Genomic DNA, 24,545 nt, shown 5'->3' on the forward strand with positions numbered 1-24,545 from the left:
ATGGATATAATAAGAAAAATACAATATTTACTGTTTTGTCTTTTGGCAATAGGTTTTGTTGCTTGTGATGATGATGACAACAACAGTATCGAAACAGGTCATGAAGGAATTCTTACGCAATTGGCAGAGGAAGTAGATGCCACTGCACAACAGTTGTGGAGTTCTTCTCCTTTGATTGTCAATACCGGACGTACCACTACTTTGACCAAGATCCAGGGATATGCGGATAAGTGTAAAGATGATTATTTCATCAGTTATCTGAATGGCTTCGATCAGGCAAGTACGAGTATGGAAAAGTGTGATCCGATTATCTATTTTTATCGGAGTGCATTTGATCGTGTAATGGATGGAATTAAAAACTCAAAAGTAGAAAATGGTACGGCAGCGATCTGGTTACTCTATAATATGGGGTATGTGGTAAAAACTCCGTCAGGATGTTTTGCTATTGACATTTCTCATCGTTGGGCGAAAGAGCTGGCACCTTATATTGATTTTCTCTGTGTTACACACAAGCACTCCGATCATTATGATAATGATCTTATCCAGGCTATGTTTGGTTTAGGTAAACCGGTGTTATCCAACTATTTGAAAGATACGACATATCCTTATACTGCAAAGGGGGATAAAGATTATGAAATTGGAAAATTCAAGATTAAAACCTGTATCACTGACCATAACAATGCCGGGTTATCTAATTTTGTGACTGTGTTTTCGATCGATTGTGGGGAAGATACCGGTAATTTCGTTTTTATGCATGTAGGAGACTCTAACTATAAACCGGAACAATATACGAATCTGGCTTCTCATGTGAATGTTTTGATACCGCGTTATGCTCCCAATGCTCTGACCGAAAATAATATTCTGGGTTCAGGTGCGGGACAGGTGGAGCCCGATTATGTCTTGTTATCACATATCTTGGAACTGGCTCATGCAGGTGTTGATGAATCAAGATGGTCATTGGATATGGCACTCGAACGGGCTTCGAAGATTAACTGTGAACAGACTTATGTACCAATGTGGGGAGAAAAACTAGTCTGGAAAAACAATAAACTGAATTAAAATTCTTAATGCTTGAACTTATGAAACGGATATGTAACTTCATACTTCTTCTGTGTTTGGTGCAACTGGCTGTTGCTCAAAATAGAATAGCTGAAATCAGAGAAAATCTGCTGGGAAATCATCCAGATAAAATATTGGTTGTATCCCACCGGGCTGACTGGCGTAATGCCCCGGAAAACTCATTGCAAGGTATACAGAATTGCATTGATATGGGTGTCGATATGGTGGAGATCGATTTGAAACGAACCAAAGACGGACATTTAGTAGTGATGCATGATAAAACGATCAATCGTACCATGTCTGGAAAAGGACTGGTGGAAGATTATACATTGGCCGAATTGAAAGCAATGCGTCTTAAAAATGGAGTAGCTTGTAAGACAAGACATCAGATTCCTACATTGGAAGAAGTGATGTTGCTCTGCAAAGGTAAGATCATGGTAAATATTGATAAGGGGTATGATTATTTTCAGGAAGCTTATATTGTACTCGAAAAGACGGGAACGGTTGACCAGTGTGTTATCAAAGCCGGCCTTCCTTATGAACAAGTGAAAGCCGAAAACGGTGCTGTATTGGATAAAGTGATTTTTATGCCTATTGTACAGTTGCATAAAAAAGGAGCCGAAGCTATTATTGACAGTTACAAGATTCACATGAAGCCTGCTGCTTATGAGTTAGTGTTTGATAATGATAGTCCTGAGGTGCTTAACCTGATAAAAAAAGTGCGTGATACAGGTTCTAAGTTGTTTATAAACTCTCTTTGGCCCGAATTATGTGGTGGTCATGATGACGACCGTGCAGTAGAACTTCATCAACCGGATGAAAGCTGGGGATGGATCATTAATCAGGGAGCCAAATTAATTCAAACTGACCGTCCTGCCCTCTTATTGGAGTATCTGCGCAAAAAGAAACTTCACGACTAAATAGACTTTTTCATGTTGAAACAACTTATAAACTTTTACAAGGTCTCTTCACCGAGACCTTGTAACGGGGAAGCTTTGTCTTCATCCGGCTCACAACATCTTCATTCCGATGCCCGTCGTCTGAAATACCTGAAATGGTCTACTTTTCTTTCAGCCACTTTCGGTTACGGCATGTACTATGTTTGTCGTCTTAGCCTGAATGTCGTGAAGAAGCCCATCGTAGATGAAGGAATTTTCTCCGAAACAGAACTGGGAATTATCGGTTCGGTATTGTTCTTTACTTACGCCCTTGGAAAATTTACGAATGGTTTTCTGGCCGACCGTAGCAATATCAACCGCTTTATGACTACCGGTTTACTGGTAACTGCTTTAGTGAACCTGTGCCTGGGTTTTACCCATTCTTTTATTCTGTTTGCTCTCCTTTGGGGGATTAGTGGCTGGTTTCAGTCTATGGGTGCTGCTTCTTGTGTAGTGGGACTTTCCCGTTGGTTCACGGACAAAGAACGAGGTTCCTATTACGGATTTTGGTCTGCCAGCCACAATATCGGTGAGGCGTTGACCTTCCTAATTGTTGCGTCTATCGTTAGTGTATTGGGGTGGAGATACGGTTTCTTCGGTGCCGGTATTGTTGGTTTGCTTGGTGCTTTAATTGTGTGGAAGTTCTTCCATGACACTCCCGAGAGTCAGGGCTTTCCTCCTGTAAATGCTCCCAAACAGAAAGAGGAGATGAGTGTGGTGGAAACGACAGACTTTAATAAAGCCCAACGCCAGGTATTGATGATGCCTGCCATCTGGATACTGGCTCTTTCGAGTGCTTTTATGTATATCAGTCGCTATGCTATCAATAGCTGGGGTGTTTTTTATCTAGAAGCGCAAAAAGGATATTCCACGTTGGATGCCAGCTTCATTATTTCCATTTGTCCAGTCTGTGGTATCGTAGGTACCATATTTTCGGGTGTTATTTCTGACAAGTTATTTGGCGGTCGTCGAAATGTTCCCGCCCTGATTTTCGGATTGATGAATGTTCTTGCACTTAGCCTGTTCTTGTTGGTTCCCGGCGTACACTTCTGGATAGATGTGTTGGCCATGGTTCTTTTCGGTTTGGGTATCGGAGTTCTCATTTGTTTTCTGGGTGGCCTGATGGCAGTCGATATTGCTCCCCGTAATGCGTCGGGAGCAGCATTGGGGGTAGTCGGCATTGCCAGTTATATTGGGGCCGGATTACAGGATGTAATGAGTGGTGTTCTGATAGAGGGGCAGAAGATGGTTCAGAATGGAGTCGATGTTTATGATTTCACTTATATCAATTGGTTCTGGATAGGAGCGGCTTTATTGTCTGCATTTTTCGCTTTATTGGTGTGGAATGTGAAGCCGAAGTAATGATTTGAATAACAATGCTTTATAAAAAGGGACTTTTCCCTTTTAAACCAACGGGTCGTTTCTTTTAAAGGAACGACCTGTTTCACACCGAGAAACAACATGTTCCTTTTAATGAAACGCAAACAGTTTTTCAGTATTATTTCAGTATCATGCTTTTTCTTTGCCGGAGATAATTTGTTATCTTTGTAACTTTAACCCGAAAATCAATGAGTAGAATAATATTAAATACTAAGACTTGGCTATTATTTGTGCTGTTGTTTGGAATATCATTTTCTGCATGGGCACAAAGTGACGATTTCAATACATGGACTAAATTCAAGGTTAATCATAAGATAGATTCCCGGTTTTCAGTTTCAGGTGATTTGGAATTGCGCATGAAAGATGATGTGAGTAAATTGGATCGTTGGGGACTTATTGTTGGTGGAAGTTACCGGCCCTATTCGTTTTTGAATTTGGGTGTTGGCTATGAAACCCATCTTCGGAATTTGGGTGACTCGGACTGGAAATTCAGGCATCGCTATCATATAACTGCTACTGCCAGTTTTCGTTATCAATGGTTGAAAGTAGCTGTAAGGGAAAGATTTCAGCAGACTTTTGATCGTGGCAACTCTGAAACTCGTTTGCGTTCCCGCTTGAAATTATCCTATGCTCCTACAAAAGGAATTGTTTCTCCCTATTTTTCTATTGAAATCTATCAGAGTCTGGATGATGCTTCTTTTTGGAGGGCCAGTCGTATGCGCTATCGTCCCGGAGTGGAAATAGCTTTGGCCAAACGTTGGTCGTTGGATGCATTCTATTGTTATCAATATGCATCTTCACAAGGCAGACACATTGCCGGAATAGAAGTGGGGTATTCTTTCTGAAATTAGTAGGCTCTTAATATAATAATGTGAGAGTTTAATACTTGGTTTCTGACTACTTGTTTATAACTCATTGGCTATTTGTGCTTTAACTTAAAATGTAAAATTTTCCTATAGAAACTATACTTCGACTTAATATAATTATATACTTTTGCTTTCAAGACATCAAAATGATATCTTGAAATTGATGATTCCACAGTACAACAGACGTGTTGTTCAGTATCCCATAACCGAAAGCGAATACTTCCTCTTATGCCATTCTTTCTGTTCAATCAAAAGTTTCTATTGGGAAATTAAAAAAATAAATGTGATGAAACTATTTTATAACCTACAAAGGGGCGTGGGGTTACTTGTTTTTTGTTCTATCTTGCTTAGTGCTTGTGTGAACCATATTTCGGAGGAAGAGGAGGATAGTGTTAATAATGGAGATATTCCATTGAAATTTATTGCCGATATTCGTGAGTCAGTTGGTACCCGTATGGCAAATAATAACTTTGCCAAAGGGGATGAAGTCGGTCTGTTTGCTCTTGCCGGAACCACTACAATGCAAGAAGAACGTTATGTAGATAATCTTCATTTCATACGTTCATCCAATGGTGAGTTTGAATCTAACGAGTCGGTATACTATCCGGATGATGGAGTTACATTGAATTTAATCAGTTATTATCCTTATCAAAAGAGTGGAGTGGGGATAGGGGAGAGTACCATGCAGGTGGCGGTTTCAACGACTCAAAATATTCCTGACGATTATTCACATTCTGATTTCCTGATTGCTTCTAAAGAAGAGGTATTAGCCAGTAAGGAGGCGGTCGCTCTGACCTATAATCATCAGTTTTTTCGTTTGAAAATTGTTCTTATTCCTGGAGAGGAGGAGAATCTGGAAGATATGTTATCCGTAAAGCCTACGCTTTCGGTGAGTGGCTTTTATACTAAAACAAGTTATGATTTTCAGAAAAAGACTTTCTCTGGTTATTCCGAAGAGAAAGATATTATTCCTGCAGGAGAATGGGAGATAAAAGATGGTCGACTGATAGGAAAAGAATTTATTCTGATACCGCAGGAGGCGACTCCGGGATACCAATACATAACGTTGGAAGCTGCAGGAAAGCAATATACAAGTCTATTACCATCTACTTTGCAATTAAAAAGTGGAAAGCAGCGCGAATTGGAAATAAAGTTTGTATCAGCTGAAGATGTATTAATGAGCAAAGTGAATGCGGAAATCGGAGATTGGGACGGAACCGAAATAGATCATACAGAATCGGTCACGCTTCATAAATACATAGATATTTCGAAGTTGACTTTTGAAAAGTCGAATGTGTATAAAGTGTTACATTCGGGAAAGCAAGTAGCCGAAATATGTAAGGAGTATCTTGTTACTTCGGAATTTTCTTCGCAGGCAATCGTTGCCTATCCGATGAAAAAAGATGGTAGTGTGGACTTATCTCAAGGTGTTGTGGCACAGTTACTAGGGAAATCCGGAAAAGTGAATGGAGGAAGCGTATCATGGAATATGGAAGATCACTCATTGGCCTATGTTGACGGAACTTTTCCGATTCGTAATAATGTATATGTGATGGCAGACGGAACCGTTTCTTTATCCGTTACAATGGTAGATGACATACTACCAGTTTTGGCATTGGAAGATATCGTTCGTGATGTACGTGGAGGAATCATTCATAATTATCCGTTAGTGAAGATCGGAACTCAATATTGGATGCGGGATAATCTGGAGGTATCTTCGTATGTCGACGGTGAAGTACTTCCCAGACTGGATGCAGTGACAGCGAATGTTGTCGGATATCTGCAATCTGCTACGGAACACTATTTTTATACAGCTAATGTAGTACTTTCTAATAAAATTCTGCCTGCTCATTGGAGTATACCGGATTGGAAAGACTGGAACATTTTAAAAGACTATCTGAATGGAGAGGCTTCTTTGCTGAAATCAGGTACTTGGTTACCTTTGAAAGCGGGAGAACAGGTACAGCCTGCAACTAATTTATCCGGTTTTAATGGAATACCTGTAGGAATGTATGTGGGGGCTTTTCAAACTGATTACGAGAAAAAACATCTGGCATATTGGACACTGGATAATGCAAATGCCGCTATCGATATCAAGGTTTTCTATCTGAAAAGTGATACGGATATCATTGAAGAATCTAATGCAGGTGTTGATACAAAAGCCTTTGCCATTCGTTGCATAAGAAAGTAAATCGACGAAAAAGGCTTCTCTTTTCCATAAATTGCTTATATTTGGGAAGTAAAACTAACTAAAAGAGAGAACTATGAAGAAGATAATAAACCCCTGGAAAGGTTTGGAAGGGTACAACTGCTTTGGTTGTGCTTCCAATAATGAAGCCGGATTAAAAATGGAATTTTACGAAGATGGTGACGAAGTGGTAAGCATTTGGAAACCACGTCCCGAATATCAAGGCTGGATTGATACCTTGCATGGCGGTATTCAAGCTGTCTTGATGGATGAAATCTGTGCCTGGGTTATACTTCGTAAACTACAAACCACGGGGGTGACGTCGAAGATGGAAACTCGTTACCGAAAATCGATTGATACCAAAGATTCTCATATCGTATTACGCGCGTCTATTAAAGAGGTAAAGCGGAACATCGTTATTGTTGAAGCAAAGTTATATAATAAGGATGGAGAAGTCTGTACAGAATCAGTTTGTACTTACTTTACTTTCTCGAAAGAAAAGTCGAAAGATGAAATGCATTTTTCGAAATGTGATGTAGAATCGGAAGAGATATTACCATTAATTTGAAATAAAAACTTAAGTTTTTGTGATAAATGTTTGGTAGTATCAAACAAATACTTTACTTTTGTCGCAGTTAATAAAAGAAATATGAAATATACAGCTACACATCATCATCATCATTTTCCTAACGAATAATCGGTGGGCGTGGATGATATTGTGTATAACTATATAAACGATAACGAAGGCTTACCGAATGCGGTAAGCCTTTTTTGTTTTTCAACGCAGATTGTATTTGTAATTAATAATTAGTAATTAAATAAAGTCATGTTAAGAATCGCAGTACAAGCCAAAGGACGTCTCTTCGAAGAGACAATGGCACTTTTAGAAGAGTCAGATATCAAGTTAAGCACTACTAAACGTACCTTGTTGGTACAGTCTTCTAACTTTCCTATCGAAGTTCTATTTCTTCGTGATGATGATATTCCGCAAACGGTAGCTACCGGGGTAGCTGATTTGGGAATTGTTGGTGAGAACGAGTTTATGGAAAAGGAGGAAGATGCGGAAATTGTCAAACGTCTGGGATTCAGCAAATGTCGTCTGTCACTGGCTATGCCGAAGGATATTGAATATCCCGGTTTGTCATGGTTTGAAGGCAAGAAGATTGCTACCTCTTATCCGGTTATTCTTCGTAAATTCCTGAAAAAAAATAGCGTAAATGCCGAAATACATGTGATAACCGGTTCGGTAGAGGTGTCTCCGGGTATTGGATTGGCTGATGCCATTTTTGATATTGTAAGTTCCGGTTCTACTTTGGTCAGCAACCGCTTGAAAGAAGTGGAAGTTGTAATGAAGTCGGAAGCATTGTTGATTGGCAACAAGAACATGAGCGAAGAGAAAAAAGAAGTGCTCGAAGAATTGCTATTCCGTATGAACGCAGTAAAAACGGCCGAAGATAAAAAATATGTATTGATGAATGCTCCAAAAGACAAACTGGAAGAAATCATTGCTGTATTGCCGGGTATGAAGAGTCCTACAGTGATGCCATTGGCACAGGAAGGCTGGTGTTCTGTTCATACAGTACTTGATGAAAAACGTTTTTGGGAAATCATCGGAAAACTGAAAGGACTGGGAGCGGAAGGTATTTTGGTACTGCCGATTGAAAAGATGATTGTATAAATAGATAGGTACGGGAATCCGTTTCTAATAAAATATGAACCATGAAATTGATTAAATATCCCTCAAAAGAGCAATGGACAGAACTTTTGAAACGTCCGGCACTAAATACGGAAAGTTTGTTCGATACTGTTCGTTCTATTATAAATAAGGTAAGGACAGAAGGCGATAAAGCAGTATTGGAATATGAGGCTGCTTTTGATAAAGTAACCTTGTCCGCACTTGCTGTGACTCCTGAAGAGGTTCAAGCCGCCGGGACATTAGTAAACGATGAACTAAAGGCTGCCATTTCTTTAGCTAAACAAAACATTGAAACATTCCACTCTTCCCAGCGTTTTGTCGGGAAGAAGGTAGAGACAATGAATGGGGTAACTTGCTGGCAAAAATCAGTGGGAATCGAAAAGGTCGGCTTATATATTCCGGGTGGAACAGCACCGCTTTTCTCGACTGTATTAATGTTGGCTGTTCCGGCTAAAATCGCAGGATGCAAGGAAATCGTACTTTGTACGCCTCCCGATAAGAATGGAAATATTCATCCGGCTATCCTTTTTGCTGCGCAACTGGCAGGTGTCAGCAAAATATTCAAGGCTGGTGGTGTGCAAGCTATTGCCGCTATGGCCTATGGAACGGAGAGTGTACCCAAAGTATATAAGATATTTGGCCCCGGCAATCAATATGTGACAGCTGCCAAACAGTTGGTAAGCCTGCGTGATGTAGCTATCGATATGCCTGCCGGTCCTTCAGAAGTGGAAGTTCTGGCTGATGCATCTGCCAATCCGGTTTTTGTAGCAGCAGATCTTTTGTCACAGGCAGAGCACGGAATAGATAGCCAGGCTATATTGATTACCACTTCCGAGAAACTTCAAACAGAGGTGATGGAAGAAGTGGAGCGTCAATTAGCAGAACTTCCCCGTCGTGAAATTGCGGCGAAATCACTGGAGAATAGTAAATTGATTTTAGTGAAGGATCTGGATGAAGCATTGGAACTGACTAACGCGTATGCTCCGGAACATCTAATCATAGAAACGGAGAACTATATGGAAGTGGCCGAACGTGTGATAAATGCAGGTTCTGTCTTCTTAGGTTCATTAACTCCCGAGAGTGCCGGCGACTATGCTTCCGGAACGAATCACACCTTGCCGACCAACGGTTATGCCAAAGCCTATAGTGGTGTAAGTCTGGATAGTTTTATCCGTAAGATTACATTTCAGGAAATTCTCCCAGAAGGAATAAAAGCTATCGGTCCTGCTATTGAAGAGATGGCGGCTAATGAACAGCTGGATGCACATAAAAATGCCGTCACAGTTCGTCTCAAAGCAATTCAAAATTTATAATTTAAAACTTAAAGAAGTGAAAACGTTACAAGAACTAACCCGACCGAATATCTGGAAATTAAAACCCTACTCTTCGGCACGAGATGAATATAAAGGAGTTACAGCCTCTGTTTTCCTGGATGCAAACGAAAACCCCTACAATACACCTCATAACCGCTATCCGGATCCTATGCAGTGCGAACTGAAGACGTTGTTGTCGAAAATCAAAAAAGTATCCCCCGAGCATATTTTTCTTGGAAACGGTAGCGATGAAGCCATCGACTTGGTTTTTCGTGCATTCTGCGAACCGGGAAAAGATAATGTCGTAGCCATCGACCCTACTTATGGTATGTATCAGGTTTGTGCCGATGTGAACAATGTGGAATATCGGAAAGTATTACTGGATGATGACTTCCAGTTCTCTGCCAATAAACTGCTGGCGGCTACCGATGAACACACTAAATTGATTTTCCTTTGCTCGCCTAATAACCCGACAGGTAATGATTTGCTTCGTTCTGAAATTGTAAAGGTACTTTGTCAGTTCGAAGGATTGGTGATGTTGGATGAGGCTTACAATGATTTTTCCCAGGCTCCGTCTTTCCTCGAAGAGCTGGATAAATATCCCAACCTTGTCGTATTCCAAACATTCTCCAAGGCTTGGGGATGTGCTGCAATTCGCTTGGGAATGGCTTTTGCTTCCAAAGAAATTATAGACATTCTTAGTAAAATCAAATATCCCTATAATGTCAATCAGTTGACTCAACAACAAGCTATTTCTATGTTGCATAAGCACTATGAGATAGAACGTTGGGTGAAAACGTTGAAGGAAGAGCGTGATTATCTGGAAGCGGAATTTGAAAAACTTCCATGTACCATTAAACTGTTCCCGTCCGATGCGAATTTCTTTTTGGCAAAAGTGACGGATGCCGTGAAAATCTATAATTATTTGGTAGGGGAAGGAATAATAGTGCGTAATCGCCATAACATTTCACTTTGCTGCAACTGTTTGCGTGTGACTGTCGGTACTCGTGTCGAAAATAATACCCTATTGGCAGCTCTTAAAAACTATCAAGGATAATTTATGAAGAAGAAAGTATTATTTATAGATAGAGACGGCACGTTGGTGATCGAACCTCCTGTAGATTACCAACTCGACTCATTGGAAAAACTGGAATTCTATCCGAAAGTATTCCGTAATTTGGGCTTTATCCGCAGTAAGCTCGATTTTGAATTTGTGATGGTCACTAACCAGGATGGATTGGGTACACCTTCTTTTCCGGAAGAAACATTCTGGCCTGCCCATAACTTGATGCTTAAAACATTGGAAGGGGAGGGGATTACTTTTGATGAGATTCTGATAGACCGTAGTTTTCCTGAAGATAATGCGCCCACCCGCAAACCGCGTACCGGAATGTTGACGAAGTATCTGGATAATCCGGAATACGATCTTGCCGGAAGTTTTGTAATAGGCGATCGTCCCACAGATGTGGAACTTGCCAAAAATATCGGTTGCCGGGCAATTTATTTGCAAGACTCGACCGAAGCTCTGAAAGAAAAAGGATTAGAAGAAGTCTGTGTTCTTGCAACTACTGATTGGGATCGGATAGCCGAATTCCTTTTTGCCGGAGAACGGAAAGCGGAAGTACGTCGTACTACAAAAGAAACAGATATTTATGTTGCTTTGAATCTTGATGGAAATGGAACTTGTGACATTTTTACCGGTCTTGGCTTTTTCGATCACATGCTTGAGCAGATTGGAAAACATTCTGGCATGGACTTAACCATCCGTGTTAAAGGAGATTTGGAAGTAGATGAACATCATACGATCGAAGACACTGCTATCGCACTGGGCGAATGTATCTATCAGGCTTTAGGTAGCAAACGAGGGATTGAACGTTATGGCTATGCCTTACCGATGGATGATTGTCTTTGTCAGGTTTGTCTGGACTTCGGTGGTCGTCCCTGGTTAGTTTGGGATGCTGAATTCAAGCGTGAGAAGATAGGAGAGATGCCGACGGAAATGTTCCTTCATTTCTTTAAGTCACTAAGTGACGCGGCAAAGATGAATTTGAACATCAAAGCGGAAGGACAGAATGAACATCATAAGATAGAAGGAATTTTTAAAGCCCTTGCCCGTGCTTTGAAAATGGCAATTAAAAGAGATATCTATCATTTTGAACTTCCATCTAGTAAGGGTGTGCTTTAATGTTTTTTAGAATCATATCCATATTGCTTATGCAAAAGCAAATCCCACTATGCTTATTGGCGATAGTCTTATCCGTCTCTCTTTTCGGTCAAAATCTGAAAGCGGATAAGATTATTCTGTCTGATAGTGATTTGACAAATTTGTATCAAATAGATTCGGGCGTATATCGTTCGGAGCAACCTTCAAAAGAGGGCTTTAAAGCTTTAGAAAAGTATGGTATTGGAGAAGTACTTAATCTACGAAACAGACATAGTGATGATGACGAAGCAAAAGGAACAAGTATAAAACTTCACCGGGTAAAAACTAAAGCACATTCGATTAGTGAAAAGCAATTGATACAGGCATTACGCATTATTAAAAATCGTAAAGCGCCTATTGTTTTCCATTGTCACCACGGCTCTGACCGTACAGGGGCTGTTTGTGCGTTTTATCGTATCATTTTTCAGAATGTTTCAAAAGAAGATGCAATCCATGAAATGACTGAAGGAGGCTATGGCTTTCATCGAATTTATAAGAATATTATTAGAAGAATCAAGGAAGCAAATGTGGAGCAAATAAGAAAAGAAGTAATGGAAGGTGGAGAGTTATAATATGCCATATCTTTACCATCGCTCTGTCACAGCTGTGCCACCGTATTGTCACAACCATGCCATCATGCTGGCACAGTTGTGCCAATGCGGTGGCACAAGCCTATTGATAGGACGTCCTTACAAGGCCTCTATTTCTTTAAGCCACATGGCTGAACTGGCATCGCTCGGCATTCTCCAATCTCCTCTCGGGCTGATAGAAATACTTCCTACTTTAGGACCGTCCGGCAAGCAAGAACGCTTGAACTGTTGATTAAAGAAACGACGGAAGAAGGTAGAAAGCCATTTCTTGATGGTTTTTTCATCATACATATCTTTGAATGCAATATTTGCCAGATAGAATATCTTGGAAGGCCGGAAACCGAAACGTAAGAAATAATATAGGAAGAAGTCATGTAGTTCATAAGGACCCACCAAATCTTCTGTTTTCTGTTTAATTTCTCCGTTTTCATCTGCCGGAATCAGTTCCGGACTGATGGGAGTATCTACAATATCGAGTAAAGTCGCTTTCGAATTTTCATCCATGCCATTTACTGCCACCCATTGTACCAAGTATTTTACGAGAGTTTTAGGGACACTCGCATTCACTCCATACATGGACATATGATCGCCATTATATGTTGCCCATCCTAGTGCAAGTTCTGATAAATCTCCTGTACCAATAACCATTCCCCAAGTCTGGTTCGCCACATCCATCAATATTTGTGTACGTTCGCGTGCTTGAGAATTTTCGTATGTGACATCGTGTACATTAATATTATGGTCTATATCCTTAAAATGTTGAATGCAAGCATCTTTGATACTGATTTCGCGAATAGAGATACCCAGCGATTTCATTAGATCGATGGCATTATGATAAGTACGGTCGGTCGTTCCGAATCCTGGCATCGTAATGCCGAGAATATCCTTTCTGGACAATCCCAACTTATCAAAAGTCTTCACACATACAAGTAATGCCAATGTTGAATCCAACCCGCCAGAGATACCGATTACAGCAGTTTTAGCTCCTGTATGGATAAGCCTTTGTGCCAATCCCGCTACCTGTATGGAGAACACTTCTTCACAATGCTCATTTAGCTCTATTCCTTGCGGTACAAAAGGATGAGAATTAAACTTCCGGGTTAAGGTTAGCTCTTTGCTGTTGACAAATTCAGTCGCAATAGAAACCGCCTTTTTATCCCCTAAGTTTGCTTGATTAGCTGCAAAGGTTGTATTTATCCTGCGTTCTGCCCGGATACGTTCCACATCAATTTCGCTGATAATCAGCTGTTCTTTCATGCTGAAACGTTCGCTGTGTGCAAGCAGTGAACCGTTTTCATAAATGAACCCGTTACCGGCAAATACTACATCGGTAGTAGATTCTCCAAAGCCACAAGACGAGAATACATATCCGGCAATACAACGTGCAGATTGTTGGCTGATGAGAGAACAAAGATAATTATTCTTTCCAATACCTTCATTATCAGCAGACATATTGAAAAGAATTTCTGCACCTTGCAGTGCTAATGAAGAACTCGGAGGTATAGTAGACCAAAGGTCCTCGCATATCTCGATGCCAAAAGTCGTATCTGAAGTCTCAAAAAGCAGATTAGAACCTATCGGAACGATTTGTCCACAGAGACGTACATTATTTGTTGTCAACTGAAGCGCCGAGGTAAACCAACGTTGTTCGTAGAATTCTTTATAATTCGGGAGATAGGTTTTAGCGGTAACTCCTAACACTTTTCCTTTTTGAATCACTGCAGCTGCATTAATCACTGTCGAGTTGACCACCACAGGCATGCCAACAATAGAAATAATGTCTAATTGGCGGGTGTTATTCAGGATTTGCATCAGTCCCATTTCTGCTTCTTCCAGTAAAAGTTGTTGTCCGAATAAGTCACCGCAAGTATATCCGGTAATACTCATTTCCGGAAAAATAATGATCTGCACTCCTTTTCCTTCGGCTACTGCAATCAGACTTTCTATCTTCTCTACATTGAATTTGCAGTCGGCCACTTTTACGTGTGGCACAGCTGCGGCTACTTTTACAAATCCGTAGTTCATCTTATACCTTATTTATATATAATGGGTGCAAAAATAGGAAATAGTTTTGAATAATTATCTTTTCTGTGTTGAATCCTCTCAATAAGCTATTTGGTATGAGTTACGATATTGTTGTTTAAACAATTAAAACAGCTATTAAAATGAACGTTAATATTTAATTATCCTTGAAATATACTATGGATTTACTTCTTTAATGGACTATATGTACTTAAATATGTAGCAAAAAGACATTAGTGGAAATATGGTATAAAATATGCGACATATAGTTTCATTTATTTAAATATAATATATATCTTTGTAGACAAAATAAAACGATATTGAAGTACACCTAAACAGAACAAGTGATATTAGTGTTTAATTTATAACTTAAGAGAGCAGATGGTCAAACCTTTAATTCACACAGCAACAACACGAAAAGTCTATTTGGATATTTGGCGCAATATTAAGAATTTGCCAAGTTAGTCTATTCCTATTCTATATTTATAGATAATAATAGCCTATCCCGGGTCGGTGCAGAATATGCTTAAAACCGATTTTGGGGGAAGGGGTGTATTGTTATTTCCTACGCAAAGATAAGCGTATTCCTCATTGTAGATAAATCTATAAAAATAAATCAATTTCATTAATTTTAATTCAAGTATCAAAGATGAGAAAATCAATTCTCTTGTTTGTACTCTTTACTCTGACAAGTATCCCCCTGTTGCTTTTTGCGCAGGGTGGATATCAGGTAACGGGACACATTATTTCGGCGGAAGATAATCAGCCGATGATTGGTGTGTCTGTTCTGGAGAAGGGTACAACAAACGGAGTAATTACCGATATCAATGGTAATTACAGTATCACAGTGACGAAGTCTCCTGCTACTTTGCAGTTCTCTTATGTCGGTATGAAAACGATAGATAAGCAGGTGACTGCTTCTACTCGTATAAATTTGACAATGGAAAACGATGCACAGATGGTGGAAGAAGTGGTAGTTGTCGCGTATGGTGTACGTAAGAAAGGAACAATCGCAGGTTCTGTATCTACGGTAAAAGCTGAAAAGATGGAAGATGTTCCTGCTCCGAGTTTCGACCAGGCACTGCAAGGACAGGCGCCAGGATTAATGGTGCTTTCTGATTCTGGTGAACCCAGTAAGGCAGCCACTTTTCGTATTCGCGGAACAAATTCAATTAATTCGGGAAAAGATCCTCTTTTTATATTGGATGGAGTAGCTATTTCAAGTTCGGATTTCAATACAATTAGTCCTAATGATATTGAAAGTATTTCAGTATTAAAAGATGCTTCTTCTACTTCTATTTATGGGGCACGTGCTTCCAATGGTGTGGTCGTTATTACATCCAAGCGCGGGCGTATGGGGGAAGCGGCTAAGGTTACTTTCCGTACACAGCTCGGATTTTCTCAACTAGCCTCAAAAGATTGGGATCAGATGAATACGGATGAACGCATTCAATTTGAGAAAGAAGTTGGACTGGATAAAGGACAAGATTATGAAAAGTTGAGTAAGACAAATATCAACTGGCTGGATAAAGTGTACAATGATACTGCCCCTTTGCAGAATTACGAGTTATCTGTAAACGGAGGCACGGAGAAATTGAATTATTATGTTTCAGGAAGTTATTACGATCAAGATGGCATTGCAGTAGGGTCTACATTCGAACGTGTCGGTTTTCGCGCCAATGTAGAGGCAAAAGCTAATAAATGGTTGAAGATAGGAACAAATTCAATGTTTGCCTATCAGGAAGTTGAACAGAGTGATGATGGAGAGTATGCGTTATGGGCTCCTATTTCCGCGTCTTTTTTTATGTTGCCTTACTGGAACCCTTATAAGGAAGATGGAAGTCTGGCACTTCAGGATGACGGGAGTTGGAAGGGAACGACAGAAAATCCGTTGGCATGGATGGCAAATAATCCGTTGTCGAATAAGAAATACAAACTTTTATCCACTTTTTATGCCGAGGTTACTCCGGTAAAGAATCTGACAATCCGTTCACAGCTAAGTGCTGATTATGGTCATACTACCTCTTTTTATCAAAGTTTCCCCAGTTACAAGCCAAATAATAATTATGGAGGTGCGCAGCGTAGCTCGTTTGATATGCTTAACCTGATGATTACAAATACGGCAAACTACCGTTTTATGTTGAATGATGTTCATTCATTCAATTTTATGGTTGGTCAGGAAGGTGAAAACTATCATTATGAAGGTTTCCAGTTAACTACTCGGGGACAGACAAATGATATTTTGACAAACTTAGCTTCAGGCTCAACTGCTTCATCATGGTCAGATCCTGTCACAGAATATTCTTTTCTCTCTTTCTTTGCCCGGGGCGAATACAATTATGATGACCGTTACTATGCTGATTTCTCGATTCGTGGGGATGGATCTTCACGTTTTGGTACCGATAACCATTGGGGAGCTTTCTGGTCAGTCGGTTTTATGTGGAACCTTCGTAAGGAGAAGTTCATGCAAAAATATGATTGGCTTACTAATGCGCAAATTGCGGTTAATACAGGTACATCCGGTAATTCTTCTATTAATAACTATGAGCATCTGGCTTTAGTTTCCGGTGGATATAAGTATGATAACGAATCAGGTATTGCAATTTCCCAGTTAGGAAATGAAGAATTGAGTTGGGAGTCTACATGGGCTACTAATGTGGCGTTGCATTTAGGTTTTATTGATCGTATCAATTTGGATGTGGAGTTTTATAATAAGAAAACGACCAATATGTTGATGGCGGTTCCTATTTCTTATACATCTACCGGTTTTGGGACCCGTTGGGATAATGTGGGAGCCATGCGGAATCGTGGTGTAGAAATTAATGTCGGCGCAGATGTACTCCGCATCAAAGACTTTAAATGGAATGTGAATGCCAATGTATCCTATAATAAAAATGAAATAACCGAGCTCTATAATGGGGTGACAGAATATGTAGCTTCCGATACCGGTAGAATGGTTGCGGTAGGTCATCCGTTAGGAGAATTTTATCTGAACCGTTATGCGGGAGTTAATCCGATTAATGGAGATGCTTTATGGTATACCAAAGACGGTGAAATTACTATGGAATATAATGAAAGCGACAAGGTGATGCTGGGCAAAACACATGAAGCTCCCTGGCAAGGTGGTTTTGGTACTACACTTTCCTGGAAGGGATTTTCACTTTCCGCACAGTTCACATGGGTGGCTGATCGCTGGATGCTTAATAACGACAGAGTCTTTCAGGAGAGTAACGGACTGTTCAGTGCCTATAACCAGTCAAAACGTATGCTTTACGACCGATGGAAAAAACCGGGAGATGTGACTGATATTCCCCGTTATGGAGTAACTCCCCAACTGGATTCACGATTCCTTGAAGATGCATCTTTCCTGCGTCTAAAGAATTTGATGCTCAGCTATACGTTCCCACAGAAATGGTTGAAGCGGACTAGCTTTTTGAATAGTGCCCGTATTTATGCGCAGGGACAGAATTTGTTGACATTTACAAATTTCACGGGTATGGATCCGGAGTCTACGTCCAATGTGTACAAGGCCCAATATCCGATGTCACGTCAGTTCACATTCGGACTGGAAGTTTCATTCTAAAATAAATCAGTGATGATAAGAAAAATAAAATTATATATAGCTTTGGTTGCGGTATTGCTTTCGGCATCTTCCTGTCTTGACAAATATCCGCAAGATGCTATTCCGCAAGATGATGCTATTAAGACAGTGAGCGATGTGCGTCAAGCTTTGATCGGTATTTATGCGCAGTTTAAAAACAGCAGCCTATATAGCGGTTACTTGACCTTGTTACCTGATATTCAGACAGATCAGGTTTACGCTGTTAAAGGATATACGAATGTCTATGGTGATGTATGGCGTAATGAGATATTAGCTATCAATAAACAGGTGGAATATGTGTATGGTGGTTTGTATGCCGTTATCGGACGTTGTAATTTCGTTCTTGATAACATGGCTGCCGTAGAAGCGGCTACTTCCGATGACGAACAACTGGATAAGTTGGATAACTACAAGGGACATATTTATTTTGCCCGTGCGCTGGCTTATTCGGAACTGCTGAAGTGTTTCTGTAAAGCTTATGACAGTGATGAAGAGGCTGCCAATGAACTGGGAGTTGTATTACAGTCCAGTTACGTTAATCCGGGACCTGTAAAACGTGCTTCTTTAAAAGATTCCTATCAGTTTGTTTTGGATGATTTGGCTAAAGCTGCTGAATATCTGGCTGCGGATGATGATGATACTGCGGTTATCTATAATTCTGCATATTTCACGGTTGGTACAGTCAATGCTTTGTATGCTCGTATGTACCTGTATATGCAGAAGTGGGAGAAGGCCGTTGAGTATGCCACTAAAGTGATAGATAGTAAGAAGTATGCATTAGCTGATGCTACAAAGAACAGTTATTCGGTTACTTACAATGATTTTGCGTATATGTGGCAGTATGATAATTCTACTGAAATCATCTGGAAAGTAATGTTTGAGGTAAATTCCTATGGAGGCGCATTGGGTACCGTATTCCTCAATTATGATTATACATCTTATAAACCGGATTATGTACCGGCTAAATGGGTATTGGATGCCTATGCTAATGCTGATTTACGCTACAATGCCTATTTTGGTTCGGTAACAACCGGCTTCTCCCATGCGTTAACCTGGCCGCTTTTGATCAAATATATGGGTAATCAGGATTTTATAAGCCAAAGAGTATTATGTGTTTCCATGCCGAAGCCGTTTCGGTTGGCAGAGCAATATTTAATTCGTGCAGAGGCTTATTGCCGGATGGGAACAGCTTATTATGGAAAAGCCGGAATTGATATTTCTACTTTACGTATGGCTCGTTATTCTTCCTACGGTGGTTCTACCACACTAACAGAAGAGAACTGGTTTAAGACTGTCAGTGAAGAACGTATGAAAGAACTCTTTATGGAAGGTTTCCGCCTTAATGACTTGAAACGTTGGCATGAGGGATTTGAACGTAAAGAACAAACCTCGACTGTCTCTCCGGGCAATACGCTGAAGTTAGAGAAAGACGATCCGCGTTTTGTATGGCCTATCCCGCAACATGAGTTGGATGCTCCAGGTGTGGATTTAATGCCTAATGAAAGCAATAAATAATGTATAAAGATAATATAGAGAAACAATGAAACTATTAATAACAGGGATCGTAGCACTGATAACGCTGGCTGTCGGATTCTGGGGATGTAATGATCTCTCCCGAACGACTTACAGCGGTTCCGACTACGTGATGTTCTCCGATACATTATCTATGTATCCGGTGCAGGACAGCGAGAAATGGTTTGAAATTCCGGTAGTAGCTACAAATATATGCGATTATGACCGTTCTTTTGGCGTAGAAGTAGACGATAAGGCTAGTAATGCAATTGAAAAAAAGCAATATGTGGTTGAATCAAATACGGTAACCATTAAAGCAGGGGAACGGGTAGCAAAGTTTCGGATGAAGGGTATTTATGAGAACATTGATAAAACGGATTCTTTGTCGGTTACGTTCAATTTGCTTGCCAAAGATGAAAATGTATGGGATTTGTACGGTACCCGTACTCGTGTTCAAATGCAAAAAGCATGTCCTTTCGAACTTAGTACATTTGAAGGCTATTGTCTATTGACTTCCTCTTTCTTTAGTGCATATATGACGAATACGGAACATCGGTTATTACAAGCGGAAAGAGACAAGACTGAAGATAATACTATAATATTACATGATTTCTTCTATAAGAATTATGATCTTAAAATTAAGTATGATCCTTCCGATCCGTTGAAACCATTTGTAGAGTTTGATGATCAAATTATAGGTAGTACGGCAGAAGCCTTCGGAACCATTTACGGTAATGGAAAGCTGATGTGTACTCAGCCTGTTGCGTACGATTCTTATTATAATGTATGCCAGAAATTTGTATTCTTATATAGCACTATTTATGTGGTGGGTAAAGGTACGGTAGGTACTTATGTGAATATTCTGGAGTGGATTAGTGATGAAGAAGCGGAGCAGTATAAAAAAGAGGAAGGACTCTAAACTATAATCGGAAATAAATATGAAAGATATAATAAAATATTATTTGCAATTGATTGTGTTGATGTTCTGTCTCTTCACGTCTGCTTGTAGTGATGATGATGAGACTGTAACACCTGTGTTTCCGGATTTGCAGAAAATAGAATGTGCAGTCGGAGATACCAAGACACTGACTTTTGAAGCTACTGATAACTGGATATTGATTTCGTCGTCGTTGTGGTGCTATTTTGAACAAGATGGTGAACAGACCTTCACTTGTTCAGGTGGTGTTGGCGAACAGACTGTCACCATTCATATTAGTGATGATGCTACGGAACTGATGAAATCCTATAAGGCGGAGTTGACAATGACGATGGCGGGAAGTCGGCAGGTAATAGCAGAAGTGACACGTCCGTCTACAGGTTATGAGTTGCATGCATTCGATGCTGAACAAACTATAGAATATACAGCGGAAAATCCTTATGTGCAAGATTATGGTGGTAAAGCATACTTTTGGGTTAGCTCAAACGCTGATTGGATTGTAGAAAGTTCGGAGAGCTTAGATTTAAGTAAAACGAATATTTCTGGAGAAGCAGGTAATAATGTGAAAATTACTCCGCTTTTGAAACAAGGTACTGAAAATCGTAAAACAGCTTGGACACAGGAACTTATTTTTAAGAATAGGAAAGGGGAAGTAATTTCAAAATTACCGGTTCATTACGATGGAATTCCTGCCGATAAAATAGAATTTAGCAATGATAATATTTATTCGAATAAGATTAAAGCTTCTGTAGATGGCGAATCATATACATTTAAGAATCAGTCTTATGAGGCTGAAGGAGTACCTTTAACAGTCATCGCCAGAAATGATGAGTATACTTATGTTTGTGTAGAATATACATCAACTATGGGACCAGAGACAGGTTGGAATGAAGAATGGAGTTTTAAGTTACTTACAGGCTTTAAAAATTGGTTGTGGATAGAGGATGATAGTGAAGGGAATTTGATGATCGCAGCAAAAAGTAATGATGGTGCTTCTCGTAGCGCATATTTGATGGTATTTCCAAATTTGGTATATGCTGAAGTCGAAAATGATTTTGAAAATAAAGTATTTTCGAAGGAAGGCATTGTAGGAGAATATAGTAATTATATTGGAGCACTTATAGAACAAGATGCATTTGTTGCTACTTCAGGACTTTCAATTATGGACTCATATACATTTAGACCGTTATATGATGGTGCTGGAAATGCAATACAGGCAGAACCCTATGCTGGCGAAATGACAGAGAATGAATTGATTGAAAAGTATGGTACTTCTAATGTTTATACAGTCTATTCGTTCACTTTAGGAATGTCTTATACTCAAATATTTGTTTTACCTAATGGATATACTGGATCTAACTTGCAAGCTACTACTATATTGAACGGAAAAAATACTGCATGGTCTGGAATTAGCTTAGAACCAGGACAGAATTCATCTGGACAAATGGGAATCAATATTTATGGTATGAATTCAGAAGCAAATGGAGATGAAATGTGTATAACGATTAAGAATGGAACAGAGCCATATGCTGTATTATTAATTGAGACACGCTATAGTGACTGATAGAGAAATATATTAATATGAAAACGAAGATATTATTTATAAGAATGTTTGTCCTTTCCTGTATGCTGTTTACTTTAGGGTTTACAGTAGGAAGTTGCTCTGACGACGACGATGCTGTACTTCAGGCAGGATATGGATATGCTCAGTTCAAACTCTATAAGAGCTGTTTGGCAGAAACGAAAGTGACACGTGCTAGTACGAATGAACTGAACTATTTGCGTGATGCGCAAAAAATGAAGATTGTGCTCATCAACCAGGAAGACGGTACTGAAGTTGTGCAGACTGTAGGTCTTGAGGCAATGGGAGACGATAGTGAATTTGGTCTGCGAAGTGAAAAACTTCAGTTGATGGCAGGTACTTATCAGATTGTCGGGTTCTATCTATATAAGGCAGATGGGACTACACAGGATTTGAAACAAATTCTTTCCGGAGAACCGGATGAAAAGACGATTATTACTGTAATCAATGGCGGATTAGCTGTACAAGATATACATGTGAAAGTAGTTAAGCGGGGTATGGTGAAATTTACTGTGACCAAGAATTTTCTACCATCCACTCGTGCTGCATTAGGAGAGGATTATCTTTTCTCTGATATCAAGTATATTAATGTAACAGTGCAGGAGCAATTTACGAAAAAAGATACGACTTTTTCTAATGTTGCCGTAGAATATACAGAGAAACTGGATGGCAATGGAACGAAAATTTCCGTAGCCGTCAGTGATTCAATTTTTCGACTTTCTGCGGGTAAGTATAAAGTCAAGAATTATACGACTATAAAGAAGAATAAAGGTTCTTTGGAATATGGAGAGGTGAATGGGGCTGATTTTGAAGTTTCGGATAATGTGACTACAGAAGTTAAGATTCCGGTTAATTTCAGCAAAACTACTGGTAGTATCAAAGATTATCTTGTTTTGAAAGAAATTTGGGAAGCCTTGGGAGGTCCGGCAATACCTGAAAAGAACCAAAAAGGATGGCGTTATTCAGGTGTTACATATCCTTTAGGAACTAACTGGAACTTTGATAAGGATATTGATTTATGGGGCGATCAACCAGGTGTCGAATTGGATGCCAAAGGACGTGTCGTGGGACTTTCTATCGGAGCATTTGCTCCTGAAGGCGATATTCCCGAATCCTTAGGAGACTTGACGGAACTTAGAACTCTGTCATTAGGTAACCATTCCGATCAGGTAGGTGATAATATCATTGAGGAAACAATGGGACTTGAACTGACGGAAGCGCAGAAGAATTCTGTACGGAGCGATTTCTATAATAAGTTTGTAAAGAATGATATTGCATTGTACTTTTCTGAACCTATACAAGCTGCCTTGAAATGGCAGAAAGAGGGAATACCTACAACTTTCTCACCATCTGTTGTAAACGATAAGGCGAGTCGTCCTTCTTTAAAAGATGTACCGGCTAACCGATTGACCAATGGAATACATAAAATTCCAGTTACCATTGGAAATCTAAAGAACTTGCAATACTTATATATTGCCAACGGTAAATTTGAGGGATTTGAAGAAGGGACTGATCTTGGCAAATTGGAAAACTTGACAGACCTTGAAATTTACAATTGTCCGTCTATGAAGAAACTTCCGGAAGAGCTGCAACAATTACCCAACCTTCAATCATTCAATTTAGCGAGCAATCCGAATTTGGGAGATTTTCATGAGGATTTAGGTGAGTTTGTGGCTAGCGAAAATATAAGCAAAACGTTACAGATCTTCTATTTAACTTTCAATAACCTGACTGTTTTACCGGATATGTCGATGGTGAAAAAACTAGGTAAACTGGATTGTGCGTACAACAAAATTAAAACGATTGAGAAAGCATTTGGTAGAGATGTGAACTTGGTGCAATTATCAATGGACCATAATCTGATTGAAGAATTGCCACGTGATGAAAACGGTAGCTTCTGTGGATATGCCGATGTGGAGTCATTCTCTTTTGCTTATAATAAATTGAAAAAGTTCCCGAATATATTTAGCTCACAATCTGTATATGTTATGTCTTCGGTTAATTTTTCATTCAATGAGATAGATGGATTTGAAGGTGAAGAAGACGGCACATTCAAGGGCGTGAATGCCAATACGATTGCCATAGGCGGTAATAAACTGAAGAAATTCCCGACTATACTATTCAAAACCAATTCACAAGTGTCTGCTTTAGGATTGAATGGTAACGGTATAGAAGAGATTCCGAAGGGTACATTTAGTGCTTCAAAATATTCGTATATGATGAAAACGCTTGACTTGACTTATAATAAGCTGTCAAAGTTACCGGATGATTTTAATGGTAGAAATATGCCTTTCCTTTATGGAGTGGATGTAAGTAACAATCGTTTTACGGAAGTTCCTACCGGACCGATGGATGCAGCTACATTAACAGTGTATGCTGTCCGTAGTCAGCGCGATGAGAATGGTAACCGTTTGTTAAGAAAATGGCCGTCTAATATATCTTTATGTCCAAGTTTGCGACAGTTCTGCATAGGTGGAAATGATTTGCGAAAGATTACTGATACGATTTCATCGTATATTATAGTCTTTGAGATAAAGGATAATCCGAATATCTCTCTTAATCTTTCCAATGTCTGCAATATGATTAAGGCGGGAGCATATCTACTTATTTATGACCCGGAGCAGGATATTCGCGGATGTGATTATGTGAAATAAGAAA

The 24,545-nt window shown here is 39.6% G+C and carries 17 protein-coding genes; 16 read left to right on the forward strand and 1 reads right to left on the reverse strand.

Annotated features, from left to right (window positions below; genetic code table 11):
• The 11 genes from NQ505_RS14265 (at nucleotide 1) to NQ505_RS14315 (ending at nucleotide 12,215) form a co-directional block, all read left to right on the forward strand.
• Complete coding sequence (locus NQ505_RS14265) at nucleotides 1–1,059, forward strand: MBL fold metallo-hydrolase (RefSeq protein WP_009000899.1); 1,059 nt, start codon at nucleotides 1–3, stop codon at nucleotides 1,057–1,059.
• 20 nt (nucleotides 1,060–1,079) lie between these two features.
• Entirely contained in the window at nucleotides 1,080–1,979 is a 900-nt protein-coding gene (locus tag NQ505_RS14270; protein ID WP_004319541.1) for a glycerophosphodiester phosphodiesterase family protein, read from the forward strand.
• 12 nt (nucleotides 1,980–1,991) lie between these two features.
• Entirely contained in the window at nucleotides 1,992–3,359 is a 1,368-nt protein-coding gene (locus NQ505_RS14275) for an MFS transporter (protein ID WP_009000900.1), read from the forward strand.
• A 206-nt stretch (nucleotides 3,360–3,565) separates the two neighbouring features.
• Nucleotides 3,566–4,222 carry a DUF2490 domain-containing protein gene (locus NQ505_RS14280; RefSeq protein ID WP_009000902.1) on the forward strand — a complete coding sequence of 219 codons (657 nt, stop codon included), beginning with the start codon at nucleotides 3,566–3,568 and terminating at the stop codon, nucleotides 4,220–4,222.
• 307 nt (nucleotides 4,223–4,529) lie between these two features.
• Nucleotides 4,530–6,434 carry a fimbrillin family protein gene (locus NQ505_RS14285; protein WP_009000903.1) on the forward strand — a complete coding sequence of 635 codons (1,905 nt, stop codon included), beginning with the start codon at nucleotides 4,530–4,532 and terminating at the stop codon, nucleotides 6,432–6,434.
• Nucleotides 6,435–6,507: 73 nt separating this feature from the next.
• The gene (locus tag NQ505_RS14290; RefSeq protein WP_004296910.1) at nucleotides 6,508–6,999 is read left to right on the forward strand and encodes a PaaI family thioesterase; all 492 of its coding nucleotides are present in this window, start codon (nucleotides 6,508–6,510) and stop codon (nucleotides 6,997–6,999) included.
• Between the two features lie 258 nt (nucleotides 7,000–7,257).
• Complete coding sequence (gene hisG / locus NQ505_RS14295; protein WP_004305985.1) at nucleotides 7,258–8,109, forward strand: ATP phosphoribosyltransferase; 852 nt, start codon at nucleotides 7,258–7,260, stop codon at nucleotides 8,107–8,109.
• Between the two features lie 41 nt (nucleotides 8,110–8,150).
• The gene (hisD, locus tag NQ505_RS14300; protein WP_008648347.1) at nucleotides 8,151–9,440 is read left to right on the forward strand and encodes a histidinol dehydrogenase; all 1,290 of its coding nucleotides are present in this window, start codon (nucleotides 8,151–8,153) and stop codon (nucleotides 9,438–9,440) included.
• On the forward strand, nucleotides 9,400–10,497 hold the full coding sequence (hisC, locus tag NQ505_RS14305) for a histidinol-phosphate transaminase (protein WP_008648343.1): 1,098 nt from the start codon (nucleotides 9,400–9,402) through the stop codon (nucleotides 10,495–10,497). The genes hisD and hisC overlap by 41 nt, the downstream gene beginning before the upstream one ends.
• 3 nt (nucleotides 10,498–10,500) lie before the next feature.
• A complete protein-coding gene (hisB, locus tag NQ505_RS14310) occupies nucleotides 10,501–11,625 on the forward strand; it encodes a bifunctional histidinol-phosphatase/imidazoleglycerol-phosphate dehydratase HisB (protein WP_004296905.1) in 1,125 nt (374 codons plus the stop codon).
• Between the two features lie 29 nt (nucleotides 11,626–11,654).
• Nucleotides 11,655–12,215: a dual specificity protein phosphatase family protein gene (locus NQ505_RS14315; protein ID WP_032852123.1), complete on the forward strand. Its 561-nt coding sequence runs from the start codon at nucleotides 11,655–11,657 to the stop codon at nucleotides 12,213–12,215.
• Between the two features lie 117 nt (nucleotides 12,216–12,332).
• Here NQ505_RS14315 and NQ505_RS14320 read toward each other — a convergent pair whose 3' ends face one another.
• Nucleotides 12,333–14,258 (reverse strand): NAD(+) synthase, encoded by a 1,926-nt coding sequence (locus tag NQ505_RS14320; protein ID WP_004325548.1) that lies wholly within the window; start codon nucleotides 14,256–14,258, stop codon nucleotides 12,333–12,335.
• 646 nt (nucleotides 14,259–14,904) lie between these two features.
• Between NQ505_RS14320 and NQ505_RS14325 the strand changes: the two genes are divergently transcribed.
• Genes NQ505_RS14325 through NQ505_RS14345 form a run of 5 tightly spaced genes read left to right on the forward strand, consistent with a single transcriptional unit; the run spans nucleotide 14,905 to nucleotide 24,541 of the window.
• Nucleotides 14,905–17,838 carry a SusC/RagA family TonB-linked outer membrane protein gene (locus NQ505_RS14325; RefSeq protein WP_009000905.1) on the forward strand — a complete coding sequence of 978 codons (2,934 nt, stop codon included), beginning with the start codon at nucleotides 14,905–14,907 and terminating at the stop codon, nucleotides 17,836–17,838.
• A gap of 12 nt (nucleotides 17,839–17,850) precedes the next feature.
• On the forward strand, nucleotides 17,851–19,371 hold the full coding sequence (locus NQ505_RS14330; protein WP_004296900.1) for a RagB/SusD family nutrient uptake outer membrane protein: 1,521 nt from the start codon (nucleotides 17,851–17,853) through the stop codon (nucleotides 19,369–19,371).
• Nucleotides 19,372–19,396: 25 nt separating this feature from the next.
• Nucleotides 19,397–20,287: a DUF4984 domain-containing protein gene (locus NQ505_RS14335; protein ID WP_004296899.1), complete on the forward strand. Its 891-nt coding sequence runs from the start codon at nucleotides 19,397–19,399 to the stop codon at nucleotides 20,285–20,287.
• A 19-nt stretch (nucleotides 20,288–20,306) separates the two neighbouring features.
• Nucleotides 20,307–21,869 (forward strand): DUF5003 domain-containing protein, encoded by a 1,563-nt coding sequence (locus NQ505_RS14340; RefSeq protein WP_004296898.1) that lies wholly within the window; start codon nucleotides 20,307–20,309, stop codon nucleotides 21,867–21,869.
• Nucleotides 21,870–21,886: 17 nt separating this feature from the next.
• A complete protein-coding gene (locus NQ505_RS14345; protein ID WP_004296897.1) occupies nucleotides 21,887–24,541 on the forward strand; it encodes a DUF4458 domain-containing protein in 2,655 nt (884 codons plus the stop codon).
• The last annotated feature ends 4 nt before the right edge of the window (nucleotides 24,542–24,545 follow it).

This window comes from Bacteroides sp. D2, from assembly GCF_025147085.1.
In the GTDB taxonomy this organism is placed as follows: domain Bacteria; phylum Bacteroidota; class Bacteroidia; order Bacteroidales; family Bacteroidaceae; genus Bacteroides.

Bases quoted from the DNA above. Each gene is read 5' to 3' on its own strand.
- NQ505_RS14325 (WP_009000905.1), top strand. From the start codon at position 14,905: ATGAGAAAATCAATTCTCTTGTTTGTACTCTTTACTCTGACAAGTATC.
- hisD (WP_008648347.1), top strand. From the start codon at position 8,151: ATGAAATTGATTAAATATCCCTCAAAAGAGCAATGGACAGAACTTTTG.
- NQ505_RS14320 (WP_004325548.1), bottom strand. From the start codon at position 14,258: ATGAACTACGGATTTGTAAAAGTAGCCGCAGCTGTGCCACACGTAAAA.
- NQ505_RS14335 (WP_004296899.1), top strand. From the start codon at position 19,397: ATGAAACTATTAATAACAGGGATCGTAGCACTGATAACGCTGGCTGTC.
- hisB (WP_004296905.1), top strand. From the start codon at position 10,501: ATGAAGAAGAAAGTATTATTTATAGATAGAGACGGCACGTTGGTGATC.
- NQ505_RS14340 (WP_004296898.1), top strand. From the start codon at position 20,307: ATGAAAGATATAATAAAATATTATTTGCAATTGATTGTGTTGATGTTC.
- NQ505_RS14345 (WP_004296897.1), top strand. From the start codon at position 21,887: ATGAAAACGAAGATATTATTTATAAGAATGTTTGTCCTTTCCTGTATG.
- NQ505_RS14270 (WP_004319541.1), top strand. From the start codon at position 1,080: ATGAAACGGATATGTAACTTCATACTTCTTCTGTGTTTGGTGCAACTG.
- NQ505_RS14275 (WP_009000900.1), top strand. From the start codon at position 1,992: ATGTTGAAACAACTTATAAACTTTTACAAGGTCTCTTCACCGAGACCT.
- NQ505_RS14315 (WP_032852123.1), top strand. From the start codon at position 11,655: ATGCAAAAGCAAATCCCACTATGCTTATTGGCGATAGTCTTATCCGTC.
- NQ505_RS14285 (WP_009000903.1), top strand. From the start codon at position 4,530: ATGAAACTATTTTATAACCTACAAAGGGGCGTGGGGTTACTTGTTTTT.
- hisG (WP_004305985.1), top strand. From the start codon at position 7,258: ATGTTAAGAATCGCAGTACAAGCCAAAGGACGTCTCTTCGAAGAGACA.
- NQ505_RS14290 (WP_004296910.1), top strand. From the start codon at position 6,508: ATGAAGAAGATAATAAACCCCTGGAAAGGTTTGGAAGGGTACAACTGC.
- hisC (WP_008648343.1), top strand. From the start codon at position 9,400: ATGCCGTCACAGTTCGTCTCAAAGCAATTCAAAATTTATAATTTAAAA.
- NQ505_RS14330 (WP_004296900.1), top strand. From the start codon at position 17,851: ATGATAAGAAAAATAAAATTATATATAGCTTTGGTTGCGGTATTGCTT.
- NQ505_RS14265 (WP_009000899.1), top strand. From the start codon at position 1: ATGGATATAATAAGAAAAATACAATATTTACTGTTTTGTCTTTTGGCA.
- NQ505_RS14280 (WP_009000902.1), top strand. From the start codon at position 3,566: ATGAGTAGAATAATATTAAATACTAAGACTTGGCTATTATTTGTGCTG.